Raw genomic sequence first — 15,934 nt, 5'->3', positions numbered from 1 at the left:
ACGACCATCATCAAGCGGGGAGGCATGCATGGCTGAGAATGAATGGCTGAACAAGGACTTTTACAAGGTTCTGGGTGTCTCTAAGGATGCCAGCGAAACGGAGATCACCAAGGCGTATCGCAAACTGGCACGCCAGTATCACCCAGATCTGAACAAGGGTGCCGCAGCGGAAGAGAAGTTCAAGGACATCTCCGAAGCATACGATGTGCTGCGCAACAAGGAACAGCGTCAGAAATACGACGCGATTCGCCAGTTCGGCATGGGCGGGGCACGGTTCGCAGGGGGTTCCGGCCAGGCAGGATTCGATGCCAACAGCTTCCAGGATGTGTTCGGTTCGATGTTCGGTGGAGCGGCGGACGGGCAGGGCGGTTCGCGCGTCCGCTTCTCCACTTCCGGAGGCGGGCAGCCCGACTTCTCGGATATCTTCTCCGCGTTCGGAGGCGCCGGCGGAGCTTCTTCGCGGCGCGGATACCAGCGTGCACAGGAACAGCCCCAACCGTCCAAAGGTGCGGACCGAAATTCCTCCATCACGCTGAGCTTCCGTCAAGCCGTCAAAGGTGCCACCGTCTCGTTAAGCGTCGGAGGAAGCAAATTTAAGACGCACCTTCCGGCAGGGGTGGGCGACGGCCAGAAAATTCGCCTCTCCGGCAAAGGTCACCCGGGCCAGTACGGAGGCGCCAGCGGGGATCTCTACCTCACCGTTCATGTGAAGAGGGACGAGCGCTTCACCCTCGATGGCCTGGACGTGCGGATGAAGCTGCCCGTCACCGTCTCTGAGGCGGCGCTCGGCGCGAAAGTGGAGACCTTGGACATCGACGGCGAAGCCATCACGGTCAAGGTCCCAGCGGGCTCCACGACGGGCACCGAGGTGCGTATCGCAGGCAAGGGCGTCCACAACAGCAAAGGTAAGGGTGACCTGGTTGCCACGATTCAGGTGGCGCTTCCCCATAAGCTCGGCATCAAGCAGAAGAAGCTGCTGCGTGAGCTCGAGGCCGAGAGCGAGAGCTTCGCGTCCGAACTCCATGAGCTCCGTATGCGTCCTTCCGCCCAATAGAGCGGTCCGGGCCGTCGCGGTGCGCACAACACCGCGGCGGCCTGAGGACAAGTCATTTCACGTGGAAGAGAGGTGAGCGGTATGGCCACGATAGCGAGAGAAATCAGACAGATGTATCTCATATGCGCCCGCTCCTTGGTCGCGGGTCGTGTGGATCTCGACGGTGCGGACGATGCCGGTATCGACATCGATCTTCCTGTGCTGACCGTCGGACAGGTCGCGGATCTGGCCGACATACATCCGCAGACCTTGCGGCAGTACGACCGGCTTCGGCTGATTGTGCCGAAACGTACCGAGGGCGGCGCTCGCAGATATTCGATTCGCGACTTGGATAGGCTCTGCCAGGCTCAATACATGAGTCAGGAAGAGTCCATCAACCTTGCGGGAATCACCAGGATTCTCGAATTGGCGGAGGAGAACAGGCAGCTTCGTCGTCAGCTGAGACGGTTGCGCACGCCCGAAGGGTCGAGCATCTTCGCCGCCGCTGCGGACGGGCAGGTCATTGAAATCCAACGTTCCGAGCGCGCACGGTTATGGCGTCGAGAGCTGCATCGGCGAATGGACGAGGCCGACGAAGCCGCACAGGCTTCCGACGATCGAGGGGACGAGGGTTTCCCTTCTTCGAAATCACTGATTATCTGGGGTCTGCGCTGAATCCACCCGACACAGGCGGGGCGAAACGCATGGATTTGCGCAGTCGACATCCTGTACATTGTCGTTGTAAACGTTGGAATAATGCCATTTGCGGTATTGATGGAGGCATGTTCTCATCGGAACGCCATTCGGCAAAATGACGGCTCCATGCTATAGTCGGTCTTTGCTCGGGATTCGGTCGAATCCCCACTATGTCGCTTGAACGCTTCGGTTATCGGGAATTTTCCACGAAATCAATGGCCTTGCTCGCGGCCGCGCGGCTTGACATCACAGCCGCTGGAATCATTCCTTAATGAAAGGTAACCGGTGCCAAACACCAAATCTGTATCAAACGATAATTCTTCAATCTCAGACTCAACCACATCCTTCGCGGAGCTCGGCGTTCCACACATTCTGGTGGCTGCCCTCGCTGCGGACGGAAAGAGCACCGCATTCCCCATTCAGGTCGACACCATCCCTGACGCATTGGCCGGTCGGGACATCCTCGGACGCGGCAAGACCGGTTCGGGCAAGACCTTGGCTTTCACCATTCCTCTGATCACGCGCCTGAGCATGCAAAGCCCAGCGGCTGCGGACAGGGAGATGCAGGAATACGAGCAGGAGCTCATCAAGCGCGGCGGGAACGATGATTTCCACCGCGGCAAAGGTCATAACAGCCGTGGTCGCAGCAACCGTAATGCAGGCCGAGGCCGTGGCCCCATGCCAAGCCCACGTGCATTGGTTCTGGCACCGACGCGCGAATTGGCCAACCAGATTAACGAGGTCATCGAACCTCTTGCCGCCACATGCCGACTCAGCACCACGACGGTCTACGGTGGTGTGCGTCAGAGCCGTCAGGTCGACGCCTTGCGGGCAGGAGCCGACATCGTCGTAGCATGCCCTGGACGTCTTGAGGATTTGCTCAGGCAGCGTCTGCTTACCTTGGAACACGTTGAGATCACCGTGCTGGATGAAGCCGACGAAATGGCCGATATGGGATTCCTGCCCGCTGTCGAAAGACTTCTGGAACAGGTTTCCTCCGATGGGCAGCGCATGCTGTTCTCGGCAACGCTGGATCATGGCGTTGATGCATTGGTCAACCGCTTCCTCAAAGATCCCAAGATTCATACCGTCGATTCCGCCACCGCTCAGGTGACCCAGATGACGCACCATATCTTCGAAACCACTCTTGGGCAGAAGCATCAGCTGGTCAGGACCCTCGCTTCCGGCTCCGGCAAGCGCATTCTGTTCACCAGGACCAAGCACCAGGCCAAGAAACTGGCTCAGAATCTTACGGATAACGGCATCCCCGCCGCCGAGCTGCACGGCAATCTGTCGCAGAATCAACGCGACAGAAATCTGAACGCTTTCAGCGAAGGTGATGTCCGTGTGCTCGTAGCCACGGATGTTGCGGCACGAGGTGTCGATGTCAGTGGCGTCGAGCTGGTGGTTCAGGTGGACCCGCCGGCAGACGCGAAATCGTTCCTGCATCGTTCCGGACGAACCGCCCGTGCAGGTCATGAGGGTGATGTGGTGACTCTGGTGCTGCCCGACCAGCGTCGCGATGTACGTCGTCTGCTGCGTACCGCCGGTATCGAGGCCAAAGCGCTTTCCGTGACCAGTGACTCGCCTGCAGTCGAAAAGCTTGTCGGACAGCATGCGCCGCTGGTTTCAGGTTGGACTTTGCCTGAGTCTCGACCCGCCCGCCAGGGCAGGGGAGGCCGGGGTGCGCAATCCTCCACTAGGTCACGAGGTTCCCGTTCGCAGGGTTCCCGTTCACGCGACGGCCGTTTCGACGGTCCGCGTTCGGAGCGTTCGCATGCGCCGAAGTCAGCTGATTCCAGAAGAAGGAACGGTAAGCAGTCGAGCATGAACTCAAACGGGGCGAACCACTCCTTCCACCAGTCGCGCAAGCGCAGCGGCGGCAAAGCGCCATTCCGCAATTCAGGCCGCTGATTTCCCTGTTGCTCTCCGTGGGGCTTGATAGCCTTTCGGAGAGCGACAATGCGTGATTGACGGGGAGGTCGTATGACATTGCGAGCTGTGTTCTGGGATATGGATGGCACGCTGATAGATTCCGAGCCTTACTGGCATGATGGCGAATTTGCCATAGCGAAACGCTTCGGCGGCACTTGGAATGAAGCGTTGGGCTGGCAGATGTCGGGGACGGCTCTGTCTCTGTGCGCGAGGAAAATGCGCGAAATGGGCACGGACCTCCCCGAAGAACGTATTGCCGAACTCATGGTCGACTATGTGGCACGCCGCGAGTTGGAGGCAATGCCTTGGACGGGCGGCGTGCTGTCCGTCCTGAAATCCTTGGTGAAGGCCGGGGTGCCTTCCGTTCTGGTGACATCGTCTCCGAGAACGTTGGCTGAAGTCGTTGTACGGCAGGCTCCTGAGGGAGCCTTTTCGGCTTTTGTATGCGGCGACGATGGTCTGCCGTCGAAGCCGGACCCGGCACCTTATGAACATGCCGCGGAATTACTCGGAATAGCGCATGACGACATCAAGGAATGCATCGCTTTGGAGGACTCTCCCTCAGGGTTGCAATCCGCCGTTGCCTCCGGTGCGACCACGATTGCCGTGACCGGATTCACCAGGGCGGATGTCAGGGAGCAGCATCAATTCACCTCGATTCGCGATTATGTCGGCATTGATGCCACGGTGCTTGAAAACTTCGTCACAGCCAGAACAAGGCAGGGCAACAAGCTCTGATGTTGTGCGTGCGGTGGGCGCCGAGAATGCTATCCCCGGAATTTCAGCGTGAGTCGACCGCCATTGTCGAGTATCCAATAATGGAATTCGCATACGGGAATCGGCACGAAGGTATGAGCATCAGCAGGACGATTGCGAACGGTATCCCATTCTTTGACGGCGTGGTTCTGACATTCCGGAACTCCACAGCGTGAACCCAGCACGTCCCACCCCTTTCTGCCATGAACATCGAACCGAGACTCAGCATATCCAACGCATATTGCCGATAGGCGCGTATGGGGAAATGCCACCGGGAATATTACAACAAGTCTCGGAGTCTTTCCTGTGACGCGATGATGTTCGAGGTGCCGTCACCTCAGCATGCGGGTCTTTGGAGATATGGTACCTGGGTGGACAGGGCCCGCGGCCATGGCGGTGACGATAAGGATGCGACGGTGGTCGTGGTCATCTGGCTTTGGAACGGCGGTCTCTCGATATGTGAATGCCGAAAGTCGAAAGGTCCGAGAATGACACGAGGGCGCTCCCCCTTGGGGAGCGCCCTCGTCGATGCGTGGTCAGGGACGGACCGCCGGGCCTGTTTGGCCTATCGGTTTCGCCTCATGACTGCTTGGTTCAGCGCAGTTTATCCTTGGCTGCATTCTTGGCCTCGGTGGCTGCCTTCTCCGCCTCGGCGCCTGCTGCCTTGCCGTTGGCCTTGGCCTCGTCCAGCTTGTCTGAAGCCTTGTCCGAAGCTTTATCCGTCGCCTCGGAGAACTTCTCGGAAACCGCATCCTTCACGTCAGATGCTGCCTCGGCGACCTTATCGCCAGCGTCCTTTGCTGCCTTCTTTGCATCGTCAAACAATCCCATAACGAACCCCCTTCGGTAGTAGGAACAAGTGACACTAACTATAACCGCTGGCGACGGAGAATGGGACGAATTTGCACAAGGGTGAATTAAGTCACACTTGCTTTTTACAATATTGGCGTCATTTCGGGGTGTTTGAGTTTTCCCCGCAGCGCAATCAGCATCCGGGTGCTGATGAATTTCTTCGTCCTATCAGGGTTCAGAGTGGGGTATTGTCAGGGGCGGGAGCGAGAAGTCCTGAGCGTGCATCGGATATGTGAGCCGATTGGCGAAGGGCTCGGTTGACTGAGTCTATGGTGAAGGGATGGCGAAGCAATGAGAATGTGGAGTCTGACCCCTGCTGTGCTCGATGCCAAAGGCATCGTTGCCTGCTGGCGGGAATCGTTGTTGGCGCAGGCCGTGTTGTCTGGCAAGACCAAGGGCTATACGCATCATCCCCAACTTGAACGTTTTCGCGCATGCGAGCATCCGCTGGCCGCTGTGGCCAGTTATCTGGGGCCGCTGGCTGATGAGGCGGATCGGCGTGGATATCACTTCGACCGCTCCAGAATCCTGGAGCGGCCTGATCCTGAACTGCGGTTGACGGTCAACGCTGGGCAGCTGTCCTACGAATGGAGACTGCTACTCAAGAAGCTGGAACAACGCGATCCGAAGGCGTATGCGCGCATGACGGAACGCGGTCCCCAGCCGCATCCGATTTTCCTTGTGGTTCCCGGTCCTGTAGCCGCCTGGGAAAAGGTTATTGCCGGTGTGTAATCATTGATGATTATGGGCAACGGAAAAGTGGTGACGATACGGGATGTCGCGGAGCGTGCCGGTGTCGCCGTATCCACCGCGTCGCGCGCACTTGGTGCTGGGTCCGCTTCGCCGTCGACCAGGCAGAAGGTTCGGAGGGCCGCCAGTGAACTTCATTTTTCTCCGAATCTGGCGGCTCGGAGATTGTCTTCGGGCCGTAGTGGGGTTGTGGCGCTTGCGGTTCCGGAGCCCACGCCCTTCATATTCGGTGACGCCTTCATAGCGGGAATGATTAGTCGGCTTTCGCTCTCCTTCGCCGAGCGAGGGCTTCTGCCGCTGTTGGCTTTGACCAATCCTGATGACAGCGATGGTTTCGAAAGGCTGTTGGACAGGGTGGGTGCTGACGGCATGGTGGTGCTCAGCTATCATCTGAGCAATACGGTTGCCGAAGCAATTCGTCGGTACCAGAAGCCTCAGGTATTCATTGGTCGTCCTCCTCAGGACACGGCGGTGCCGTATGTGGATGTGAACAATCACGCCGGTGGATATTTGGCAGGGAAACGTCTGTTGGAAATAGGCAGAACACGCATCGTCGTGATTGCGGGGCCCGAGGACATGACTGCTCCCGTCGACAGAACCGAAGGCATGGTCGAGGCCTTGGGAGAAGCAGGACTGCAGCCTCTCGCGGTGGTGCAAGGGCCGTTCTCCACGGAGTTCGGGGCGAAGGCGATGAAGCGGTTGCTCGATGACTTTCCTCATCTGGATGCGGTATTCGCCGAATCCGATGAAATCGCTGCGGGGGCGATGCAGGCAATGGCTTCGTATGAGCGGCAAATCAGAGTCCCCGAGGATGTGGCGATTATCGGCTTCGACGATTTTCGTCTGGCCAGGGCATTGTCCCCCAAACTGACATCATTGGCCCAGCCTTTGGACGCAATGGCCGACGGAGCCGTGCGCATGTTGGAGGAATGCTTGCGTGATGGGAAATGCCGGCAACGGAGCGAGATTTTTGAGGTTCAGCTCAAGATACGTGATAGCGCCTGAATAGATACCTGGACGGGGATTTCTCCCGAAGAGAGCTGCCGATGGTGAGGTGTGGTGGCTTTACAAACGAGTATGGTCAGGCTATCCTGATACCACCGTATTGGAAACGGTTCCATTGTGAATCGTCCGAGGCAAAGAAGGCTTGGACGGCACAGGTCGCACATCGGCGTGCGATATAGGAAGGGGAAAAGATGAGTGTTTCTAGGACTGTGATCGCTAAGAAGGTGTTGGCATCCCTCGCTGCGGGGGCCGCGGTCATCGGATTCGCCGGATGCGGAGGCTCCGGAGACAGTGCAAGCAGTACCAACAGCGACGGCAAAGTCGTCATCAAAGTTCAGACCTTCAACAATTTCGGCTATGGAAAGAGCACGGCTGAGCGACCGGGCGCAGATCTGTGGGCGGCCTATGAGAAGGAGCACCCGAATGTGAAAATCGAGGAGACCGTGGCATCCGGTTCGGATGATGCGCGCTCGGCTTTCAACACGGCCATCTCATCGGGTTCGGATGCCTACGATGTGTATGCGGCGGACATCGCATGGATGCCTTCCATCCTGGCGATGCCGGATAAATTCGTCGATCTTTCGAGCTACGTGAAGGGGAACGACTGGCTCGATTGGAAGACGGAGGGAGGGACTACGGAAAGCGGAAAGCTGATAGGCGCCGGCAACGACATCGGACCGACGGCCGTGTGCTATCGCTCCGATCTCTTCGCCAAGGCAGGACTGCCGACCGACCGTGATGAAGTAGCCAAGATGCTCGGCGGAGACAGTGCCAGCTGGGACACCTATTTCAAGGCCGGTGAGGAATACACCAAGAAAACCGGTCTGCCTTGGTACGACGCCATGGGTGGAATCTGGGGCACGATGAAGACGCAAATCAAGGAAGCATACGTCAAGAAGGATGGTACGGTCGTCGCCACGGACAGCACGGTGAAGAACCTCTACGACCAGCTTACCGCGACGTCCGACATGTCAGCGCACCTCAACCAGTGGTCCGATGATTGGAACGCCAGCTTCAAGTCGGATTCCGGATTCGCCACGATCATGTGCCCTGCTTGGCTGGTCAACAACATCAAGGGCAATTCAGGCGAGGACTTCAAAGGCTGGGACATAGCGGATGTGACACCTGGAGGCGGCAGCAACCAAGGCGGTTCATGGCTCGTGGTGCCCGAAACCTCGAAGGTGAAGACCGAGGCGGCGAAACTCGTGGCATGGCTCACCGCGCCAGACCAGCAGGTCGCGACCTTCAAGGCGGCGGCCCAGTTCCCGAGTTCCCCGACCGCATTGAAGAACTCTGAAGTCACCGACAAGGTCGACAGCTTCCTCAACAACGCCCCCACCGGGAAGATCTACGCCAACCGCGCCGACGCGGTCAAGGTCATCCCATACACCGGCAGTCAGTACTACGACATTGATTCCAAGCTCGGAGACGCACTCGGTCGCGTCGACGTGACCAAGGAGCAGTCCGCATCACAATCGTGGCAGCAGTTCGTGAACGATGTGAAGGCACTGTCGTAGTATTTCAACACCACACGGGTCAGCATTCGCGCCCTCTCCACAGAGGCGCATGAAAGGTCATCACTGCCTTCATGCGCCCGTGGCTGAGGGCGTGAATCTCACCAACAGTGTCCGATATGGCGTTTCTCAAAGGAGAGATTATGTCAGAATCGCAAGAGGTCACGCGGAGACGGCCGGCACCATCGAAGTCCTGGAGAAACAGGATGGGTATCATCGAGTGGAAGGCCTCGCCTTATCTCTATATCGCCCCGTTCTTCCTACTGTTCGCAGTAGTCGGTCTGTTCCCGCTCATTTACACCGTATTCGTGGCGATGCGACAGTACAATACCCTGACAGGCGATGCAGGATGGGCGGTGTGCGGTGCGACATGCTCCGACACACAGGCATCCTGGCTCGGCAATTTTCAATGGGTGCTGCATCAGGAAGCCTTCTGGGTGGCTTTGCGGAATTCGGTATCCATCTTTCTGCTCAGCTCCGTTCCGCAGGTGATATGCGCTTTGCTGATCGCGTGGATTCTCGATGCGAATCTGAAGGCGAAAACCTTTTGGAGGATGGGTGTGCTCCTCCCGTATGTGGTCGCACCGTCAGCCGCAGGCATCATCTTCTCCCAGATATTTTCGGACCGGATGGGTGCGGTCAACGCATTGCTTCAAGCCATAGGCATGCAGCCGATCATGTGGCATGGCAGTGCGTTGTGGTCGCATATCGCAATCGCCATGATCGTCAATTTCCGTTGGACCGGATACAACGCCTTGATATTCCTGGCGGCGATGCAGGCGATTCCGCGCGACGTCATCGAAGCGGCCGTAGTGGACGGCGCCGGGAAATGGAGGACCTTCCGGTCGGTGACCCTGCCGATGCTGCGACCGACGCTGATTTTCGTGATTATCACGTCGACCATCGGCGGATTGCAGATATTCGATGAACCGCAGCTCTTCCATAACGCCGCCAGCGCCGGAGGAGGCGTCAACAACCAGTACCTGACCGTGTCGTTGTACCTGTACAAGTTGGGATTCGTGAATGTCACGGTTGGGCAGCCCAATCTGGGACGTGCCGCAGCGGTGGCGTGGTTCCTGTTCATCATCATCGTGCTGGTGACCATGTTGAACTTCTGGCTTACCAGAAGGATGTCGTCGGGAACTCGTGTCAAACGCGACAAGGCAACATTGCGGGAACTCAAGAAGCGTCAGGATGCCGAATTGCTCAGGGCTCGCCGCTCCGGTGCAAATGCCCGTGCAGACGAGCAACAAGCGACTCTCGAACAGACAAGTGAGGTGGCACGATGACTGATTTCGATAGATGGTCGAAGAAAGAGCCTATAGCTTCACCTGCGTTGGAGCAGATATATGGCCGCAGGGTCGCGGCAGCCTCACGCAGACGGAACGCACGCCTTGGAATGACCTCTGAGGGAAGAAAACCAGGTTGGGCAAGCTACGCGGTGTTGACGTTCTTTATGCTGTTGTTTCTGTTCCCGCTGTACTATGCGGTTTCCATCGCATCCCAGGACACGCCTGCGAATCAGTATGGGGTGCGTGCGCTGGTGATGGGGGGCTCGTTATTCAGAAACCTGGCAAGGGCTTTCGGAGAAATCAAGTTCTGGCAGGCACTTGGAGGCACGCTGATGGTGGCCACGCTGGTCTCCGTCTCAACCGTGCTGTTCAGCACCTTGGCCGGGTATTCATTTGCGAAGCTGCGCTTCAAAGGCAGCGGGGTGCTCTTGACCTTCGTCGTGGGCACCATGACCATCCCACAGCAGCTAAGTGTGGTACCTCTCTATATTCTGGCTAACAAAGCCGGGCTTTTCGGCTCGTTGTGGGCGGTTATCATACCCGGTCTCGTCACGTCCTTCGGCGTCTTCTGGATGACCCAGTATCTGCGTGACGCCTTGCCGTATGAACTGATCGAAGCGGCCCGGGTCGACGGCGCGTCGATGATCCGCACCTTCTGGTCGGTCGCGATGCCGGCGGCACGACCTGCAACGGCGATGCTATTCCTGTTCACCTTCATCGGCCAATGGACCAACTATTTCTGGCCGATGCTCATTCTCGGTTCCAACAAGAACAGTATGCTCACGGTGGCCGCCGCGACATTGAAGGGCGCTCATTTCACCGACTACACGATTGTGATGTCGGGCGTCATACTGACGACCTTCCCGCTGATCATTCTCTTCTTCATAGCAGGGAAGCAACTGGTCTCGGGAATCATGGCAGGAGCGGTCAAAGGATGATGCGGCGAAACTGTTCGCAGGTACGCCAGGGCGTGGCTACATACGCCTGGAATCCGTCCCTAAGGTCTTCCGAAAGGCACCTGCCGGTATCGAACCATCCATTTCATAGCGGAATACCGGCCGGAACCCATCTGGTCAGCAACCGCGAAGAGTTGTTAGGAGCGACATGACATTCACATTTCCACCCGATTTTCTTTGGGGAACCGCCACGGCTTCATATCAGGTCGAAGGTGCCGTACATGAGGATGGAAGAACCCCATCCATTTGGGATACCTTCTGCGAGCGTTCGGGGACGATAGCAGACGGGTCGTCGGGAGCGGTCGCCTGCGACCAGTACCACCGCTATCGCGAAGACATAGAGCTTATGCAGGAGCTTGGCGTCGGAGCATATCGCCTGTCTATCTCATGGTCACGAATCATTCCCGAATACAGGGGGCCGGTAAACGACAAGGGCGTGCAGCATTATCGCAGGGTTCTTCAGGCATTGCGAGATGCGCACATCAGGCCGGTGGTGACCCTCTATCATTGGGACCTTCCCCAGTATCTGCAAGATCGCGGAGGTTGGGCTGTGCGGGAGACCGCTGAGGAATTCGAGCGATATGCTGATGTTCTGGCGCGGGAGCTCGGGGAGCTCGTCGATACCTGGACGACTCTGAACGAGCCCTGGTGCTCCGCATACCTTGGGTACGGCAGCGGCGTCCACGCGCCGGGAATTCAGGATTATGGGCAGGCGCTCGCCGCCGCGCACCATTTGAATCTTGCCCATGGGCTTGCAGTGCAGGCGATTAGGAGGCGACTCGGGGATGAAGCCAAAGTGTCGGTTACCCTGAATCTTCAGGTCTGCCGTGCGGCGAGTGCCTCACCGGCGGATATGAGGGCAAAAGAGCAATCCGACCTTTTCGCGAACGAAATCTGGCTGGGTCCGATGTTCGATGGACGATACGACCCCCGATTGCTGCAGTCCACGGAAGGTATCAGCGATTGGGCTTTCGTCCATCACGGAGATATGGAGACCATCCGGCAGCCGCTGGACAGTCTGGGAATCAACTATTACTCGACGATGTACGTCCGTCAGCGCGAGCACGACCTTGTGACTGCATCGGCTCGTCCTGCCGGTCCATATTCGAGTCCCATGCCGGCTCAGGAAGGCGTCGAGGTGTTGCCTCCCGAAGGCCAGCTCACCGCAATGGGCTGGAATCAGGAGCCGGAGGGTTTGCGCGATCTACTGGTCGAGATGTCCAAGCGCTATCCCGGTCTGCAACTCATGGTCACCGAGAACGGTTCAGCCTGGGACGACACGGTTGAAAACGGCGGCTCGCCGTTCGGGGGCGAAATAGTTCACGATCCTCACCGAGTGACGTATCTGGAGGAGCATATCAAGGCCGTTGCGGAGGCGATAGATGAGGGAGCCCCGGTATCGGGGTATTTCGCCTGGTCTTTGCTGGATAATTTTGAGTGGTCTTTGGGGTACGGCAAACGCTTCGGCATACTTCGGGTCAATTACGATAATCAGGAACGTATTTGGAAGGATTCGGGTCTCAGATTCAGAGAAATCGTCAGAGGCAACGCCATATGAGCGTTCAGTGATGGTGCGCACCCCGATGCCGGTCCCCGCGCGGCCATTGGGTGAGTATGAAGGTGTCGGGCCGGTGGGATGATGGTGTTCCCTCCGGTTCAACACCAGTCCGTGAGCATTGATATCGCAGTTCAGGCCTGCAGGCCTTGCGACGCGGACTGACTACCTTGCGCCAGCTGCGCCCACCTGAAACAGCTGCTTTCATGGTCATTGACCAACCCTGCCGCCTCCATGAAGGAGTAGACGACAACAGGGCCTACAAAGCTGAAACCGTCACGTTTCATGCTTTTGCTCATGGTGATGGATATGGGGCTTTGACAAGGGGATTGTGTGTAGTCGGTGACTTGGTTCGTGATGCTTTGATGATTTACGAACTGCCAGACATACTCATTGAACGAGATGCCGCGATTTTCGAGTGCGACGATGGCTTCGGCGTTATTGATCACCGCCTGAATTTTTCTACGGTTCCTGATAATCGAAGGGTCGGATAGCAACCCGTCGCCTTCCGCGTCCAACGTCATCACCACATGTGGGTCAAAATTGTGGAATGCCCTGATGAAGCCCTGCCGCTTGTGCAAAATGGTCCTCCAGCTTAGGCCGGACTGCATGAGCTCCAACGACAGCAGTTCGAACAGCGCTCGGCTGTCATGAAGAGGCGTCCCCCATTCAAGGTCATGATACTGGCGCATCTGCATGTCTTCCGAATCGCCCCAAGGGCAGCGATGCAGTACAGGGCAATCCTCTCGGTGATTTTCTCGGGGGAGAACATTCATTCCGGTGGCACTCCTATATTCATATCTTCGACCATGCATCCCGAGCCGTTCAGGCTGACAGTGACTCGGTCTGAAACTTCACTGATGCGGACTTCTCTTCCTGCCAATGTAATCCATCGGAGCAAGGTCGCGACGAAGTTTCTCCGGTGCCGTAGTCAGAAAGAGATATCCAGGCAGGGGAGTGGGATCCGGTCGTGCAATGACCGGGCATCCTGGTGTCGTGGCGCATGCCGCCTTCTTCGATAACGGTTTGCCATTATCCGCTCGCATGGTCTGCACTTGGTCATACAGTAAACGGGCGAATATATCGAACCGGTTTGATACATGGGTGCGGGGAGACAGTTCTCCGGCTGTGTGGAATGGTTGTTGGGCCAGGATGAACCGTGGACGATTTCGGAATGAACAGGTCTGCCTCTATGGCTGGCACGTTGATGTTGGGTATATATCTGCATTGGTAAAGGGGAATTGGTTGTCGTTATTCACACGAATTAAGCATCTCAGTGGAAAATCACTGGTCGGGCTTCTCGCAGCAACAGCACTGATAGGAACATCCGGCATGGTCACTGCGCAAGCAGCCCAAGCCGAAACCGCCACCTCAAGTTCTCAGAGCGAGCAGCAGAGCAACGCGGTACAAGGCTGCTCGTACGGCAGCGGCGGCCCTAATGCTGATGCCCTGTGCTGGATAGATTTCAGCACCTTCGGCACGGTCTCCGCGGATTCCATGCCTGCGAACAAGCCATTGACGATTAACCTTGGTCGCTACAAGATTACGATGAACGTGAAGGTCTCAGCAGGTGCTGATGGCGCTAATGGGGTTTTGGCGACTCAGCTCCCGACATGGACCGAATCAGGAAAGTCGGGTTCGCTTCTTGGCGCGACCAAGGCTGGACAAGACTATTACGTGGGGACTTCGGGGAAACCCGCACTCTATCAAGTCGTTGCCAATCCCGGAATCACGACCGATTTTGCTCAGCGGGACACGGTCTCTCTCGAACAGATACAGGTATTTGATACTCAAAACAACGATGCACCTGTGACATCAGGGTATTCGTTGGTAATGGCGGATGCGGAATCCACAGGACCTTCGCACGAGGGCTTCACCTGGACTTCTGATAAAGCACTGAACAAGTACCTCGACGTGACTCCCTCCGGATGGGCTAAGCCTTGCACAAAGGGGCTTACAGGTCTCGGAAGCACGAGCGTGACTTGCGAAACGGCAAATGGAACCGTGCCGGGGAATGGTATCGTCATGGTTTCCGCAGATGCTCCGACAACGATAAGTTCCGCATTTCGCAATTCTGCAGGCGGAAATTCACGGCAGGGCATAGCAATCGCAGTCGTATTCAGTACGGCAACAGCAGGCCTCAACGTAGTTCAGAACGGTGGCAGCAATGCAGGTTTCACCGTCACTGCGAAAAATGAGGGAGGCACCCTCGGAGCAACCAGCAGTTCAGGCGGAGAGACCTCAAGCGGCAAACAGCAGTTCTTGTCAGGAGCAGAAGGCTCAAAAACCACGTATTCCATAGCTAAATCAACGGGTAGCAACACTACCTCTGAAGACGCATATAAGATTATTTGGGAATGCCAAGTCAATGGCGAAAAGTACACACCCGTGCTGTCCGCTGATGGTAAGTCGGCAACGGTCACCACTCCGGCGAACGGTGCTTCTTCTTGTGTGGCCACGGCGACAGCCGAGCCGCCGACGACGGGTGATGCTGCGAAGACGATTAATCCGAACACGACCGCCGAGTTGTCTCCTGAGACGACCCCGGGTGCTGGTGCTATCAAGGCGGTTGCCTTCGCGGATGGTTCGACCACGAAGACGGTTCCCGGTGAGGGCACGTGGACGATTAAGCTGGTGAATGGTCAGCCGAAGGCGACGTTCACTCCTGAGGCCGGGTATACCGGCAAGGTGACGGAGCAGCCGTACACGGTGACCGATGTCAATGAGCTGACGGCCACGGGCAAGCTTGATGTGACCATTAACGTGCCGCCGACGACGGGTGACGCGTCGAAGACTGTCGCTCAGGGTGAAAGTGCCACGTTGATGCCGAAGTCCACGAGGGGTACCGGGGCACTCACTCAGGTGGCGTTCGATAACGGTCAGCAGTCGAAGACGGTTCCTGGTGAGGGTGTGTGGACGATTGATTTGGTGAATGGTCAGCCGAAGGCGAAGTTCACTCCTGAGGCCGGGTTCACCGGCAAGGTGACCGAGCAGTCTTACACGGTGACCGACGTCAATGGCCTGACCGCCACGGGCAAGTTGGATGTGACCATCAAGCCGACTACTGGCGATGCGTCGAAGACGATTAACCCCAACACGACCGCCACGCTCACGCCGAAGACGATTCCTGGTTCCGGTGACATCACGAGTGCCGCGTTCGCCGATGGTTCGACCGCGAAGACCGTTGCGGGTGAGGGTACGTGGACGATTAAGCTGGTCGATGGTCAGCCGGTAGCGACCTTCACKCCTGATAAGGATTACTCGGGCAAGGTCACTCCTCAGTCGTATACGGTGACCGATGCCAACGGTCTGACGGCCACAGGCAAGCTTGAGGTAACGATTAAGGTGCCTGCCGTCACTGTCGTGCCCAGCACTCCTTCAACGCCGTCCTCGTCTGACGGCGCAGCGTCGGTGCCTGCCGGGAAGTCCTTGGCCCATACCGGTGCCGCCGTGGCATCGGTGCTCGTCGTGGCGGGTCTGCTCGCCGTGCTGGGCTTCGCGATACTGCGAATCAGGAAAAACTCCAAGAACTGAACTCACTGCAAGGTCGTTGAATCATCATCGACGACCTTTCGGTGAATGCAGTATCG

At 57.5% G+C, this 15,934-nt stretch carries 12 protein-coding genes and 1 pseudogene; 11 read left to right on the top strand and 2 right to left on the bottom strand.

The window, feature by feature from the left end:
* Nucleotides 1–28 precede the first annotated feature (28 nt).
* The 4 genes and pseudogenes from DB51_RS00320 to DB51_RS00305 all read left to right on the top strand — a co-directional run bounded on the left by DB51_RS00320 (nt 29) and on the right by DB51_RS00305 (nt 4,402).
* The gene (locus DB51_RS00320; protein WP_034250669.1) at nt 29–1,054 is read left to right on the top strand and encodes a DnaJ C-terminal domain-containing protein; all 1,026 of its coding nucleotides are present in this window, start codon (nt 29–31) and stop codon (nt 1,052–1,054) included.
* A gap of 81 nt (nt 1,055–1,135) precedes the next feature.
* Nucleotides 1,136–1,708: a heat shock protein transcriptional repressor HspR gene (locus DB51_RS00315; RefSeq protein ID WP_034250668.1), complete on the top strand. Its 573-nt coding sequence runs from the start codon at nt 1,136–1,138 to the stop codon at nt 1,706–1,708.
* Nucleotides 1,709–2,014: 306 nt separating this feature from the next.
* Nucleotides 2,015–3,472, top strand: a pseudogene (locus tag DB51_RS00310) (DEAD/DEAH box helicase); the annotation flags it as partial.
* 243 nt (nt 3,473–3,715) lie between these two features.
* The gene (locus DB51_RS00305; protein WP_034250667.1) at nt 3,716–4,402 is read left to right on the top strand and encodes an HAD family hydrolase; all 687 of its coding nucleotides are present in this window, start codon (nt 3,716–3,718) and stop codon (nt 4,400–4,402) included.
* A 612-nt stretch (nt 4,403–5,014) separates the two neighbouring features.
* Here DB51_RS00305 and DB51_RS00295 read toward each other — a convergent pair.
* On the bottom strand, nt 5,015–5,251 hold the full coding sequence (locus tag DB51_RS00295) for a hypothetical protein (protein ID WP_034250665.1): 237 nt from the start codon (nt 5,249–5,251) through the stop codon (nt 5,015–5,017).
* Nucleotides 5,252–5,563: 312 nt separating this feature from the next.
* Here DB51_RS00295 and DB51_RS00290 point away from each other — a divergent pair, with 312 nt between their 5' ends.
* The 6 genes from DB51_RS00290 (at nt 5,564) to DB51_RS00265 (ending at nt 12,347) form a co-directional block, all read left to right on the top strand.
* Nucleotides 5,564–6,004: a pyrimidine dimer DNA glycosylase/endonuclease V gene (locus tag DB51_RS00290; protein WP_034250664.1), complete on the top strand. Its 441-nt coding sequence runs from the start codon at nt 5,564–5,566 to the stop codon at nt 6,002–6,004.
* Nucleotides 6,005–6,016: 12 nt separating this feature from the next.
* The gene (locus DB51_RS00285; RefSeq protein WP_084674447.1) at nt 6,017–7,027 is read left to right on the top strand and encodes a LacI family DNA-binding transcriptional regulator; all 1,011 of its coding nucleotides are present in this window, start codon (nt 6,017–6,019) and stop codon (nt 7,025–7,027) included.
* A 191-nt stretch (nt 7,028–7,218) separates the two neighbouring features.
* A complete protein-coding gene (locus DB51_RS00280; protein ID WP_051867099.1) occupies nt 7,219–8,544 on the top strand; it encodes an ABC transporter substrate-binding protein in 1,326 nt (441 codons plus the stop codon).
* A 140-nt stretch (nt 8,545–8,684) separates the two neighbouring features.
* Nucleotides 8,685–9,830 (top strand): carbohydrate ABC transporter permease, encoded by a 1,146-nt coding sequence (locus tag DB51_RS00275; protein WP_051867098.1) that lies wholly within the window; start codon nt 8,685–8,687, stop codon nt 9,828–9,830.
* On the top strand, nt 9,827–10,771 hold the full coding sequence (locus DB51_RS00270; RefSeq protein ID WP_034250662.1) for a carbohydrate ABC transporter permease: 945 nt from the start codon (nt 9,827–9,829) through the stop codon (nt 10,769–10,771). Before DB51_RS00275 ends, DB51_RS00270 begins: the two co-directional genes overlap by 4 nt.
* Nucleotides 10,772–10,937: 166 nt before the next feature.
* Complete coding sequence (locus DB51_RS00265; protein WP_034250659.1) at nt 10,938–12,347, top strand: GH1 family beta-glucosidase; 1,410 nt, start codon at nt 10,938–10,940, stop codon at nt 12,345–12,347.
* Between the two features lie 131 nt (nt 12,348–12,478).
* Here DB51_RS00265 and DB51_RS00260 read toward each other — a convergent pair whose 3' ends face one another.
* Nucleotides 12,479–13,120 (bottom strand): DNA-3-methyladenine glycosylase I, encoded by a 642-nt coding sequence (locus DB51_RS00260; RefSeq protein WP_084674446.1) that lies wholly within the window; start codon nt 13,118–13,120, stop codon nt 12,479–12,481.
* 556 nt (nt 13,121–13,676) lie between these two features.
* On the opposite strand from DB51_RS00260, the gene DB51_RS00255 reads away from it, so the two are divergent.
* On the top strand, nt 13,677–15,878 hold the full coding sequence (locus DB51_RS00255; protein WP_034250658.1) for an Ig-like domain-containing protein: 2,202 nt from the start codon (nt 13,677–13,679) through the stop codon (nt 15,876–15,878).
* Nucleotides 15,879–15,934: the final 56 nt, after the last annotated feature.

Source organism: Bifidobacterium crudilactis (genome assembly GCF_000738005.1).
GTDB classification, from domain to species: domain Bacteria; phylum Actinomycetota; class Actinomycetes; order Actinomycetales; family Bifidobacteriaceae; genus Bombiscardovia; species Bombiscardovia crudilactis.
This window is presented reverse-complemented; position numbering and strand designations above follow the sequence as displayed.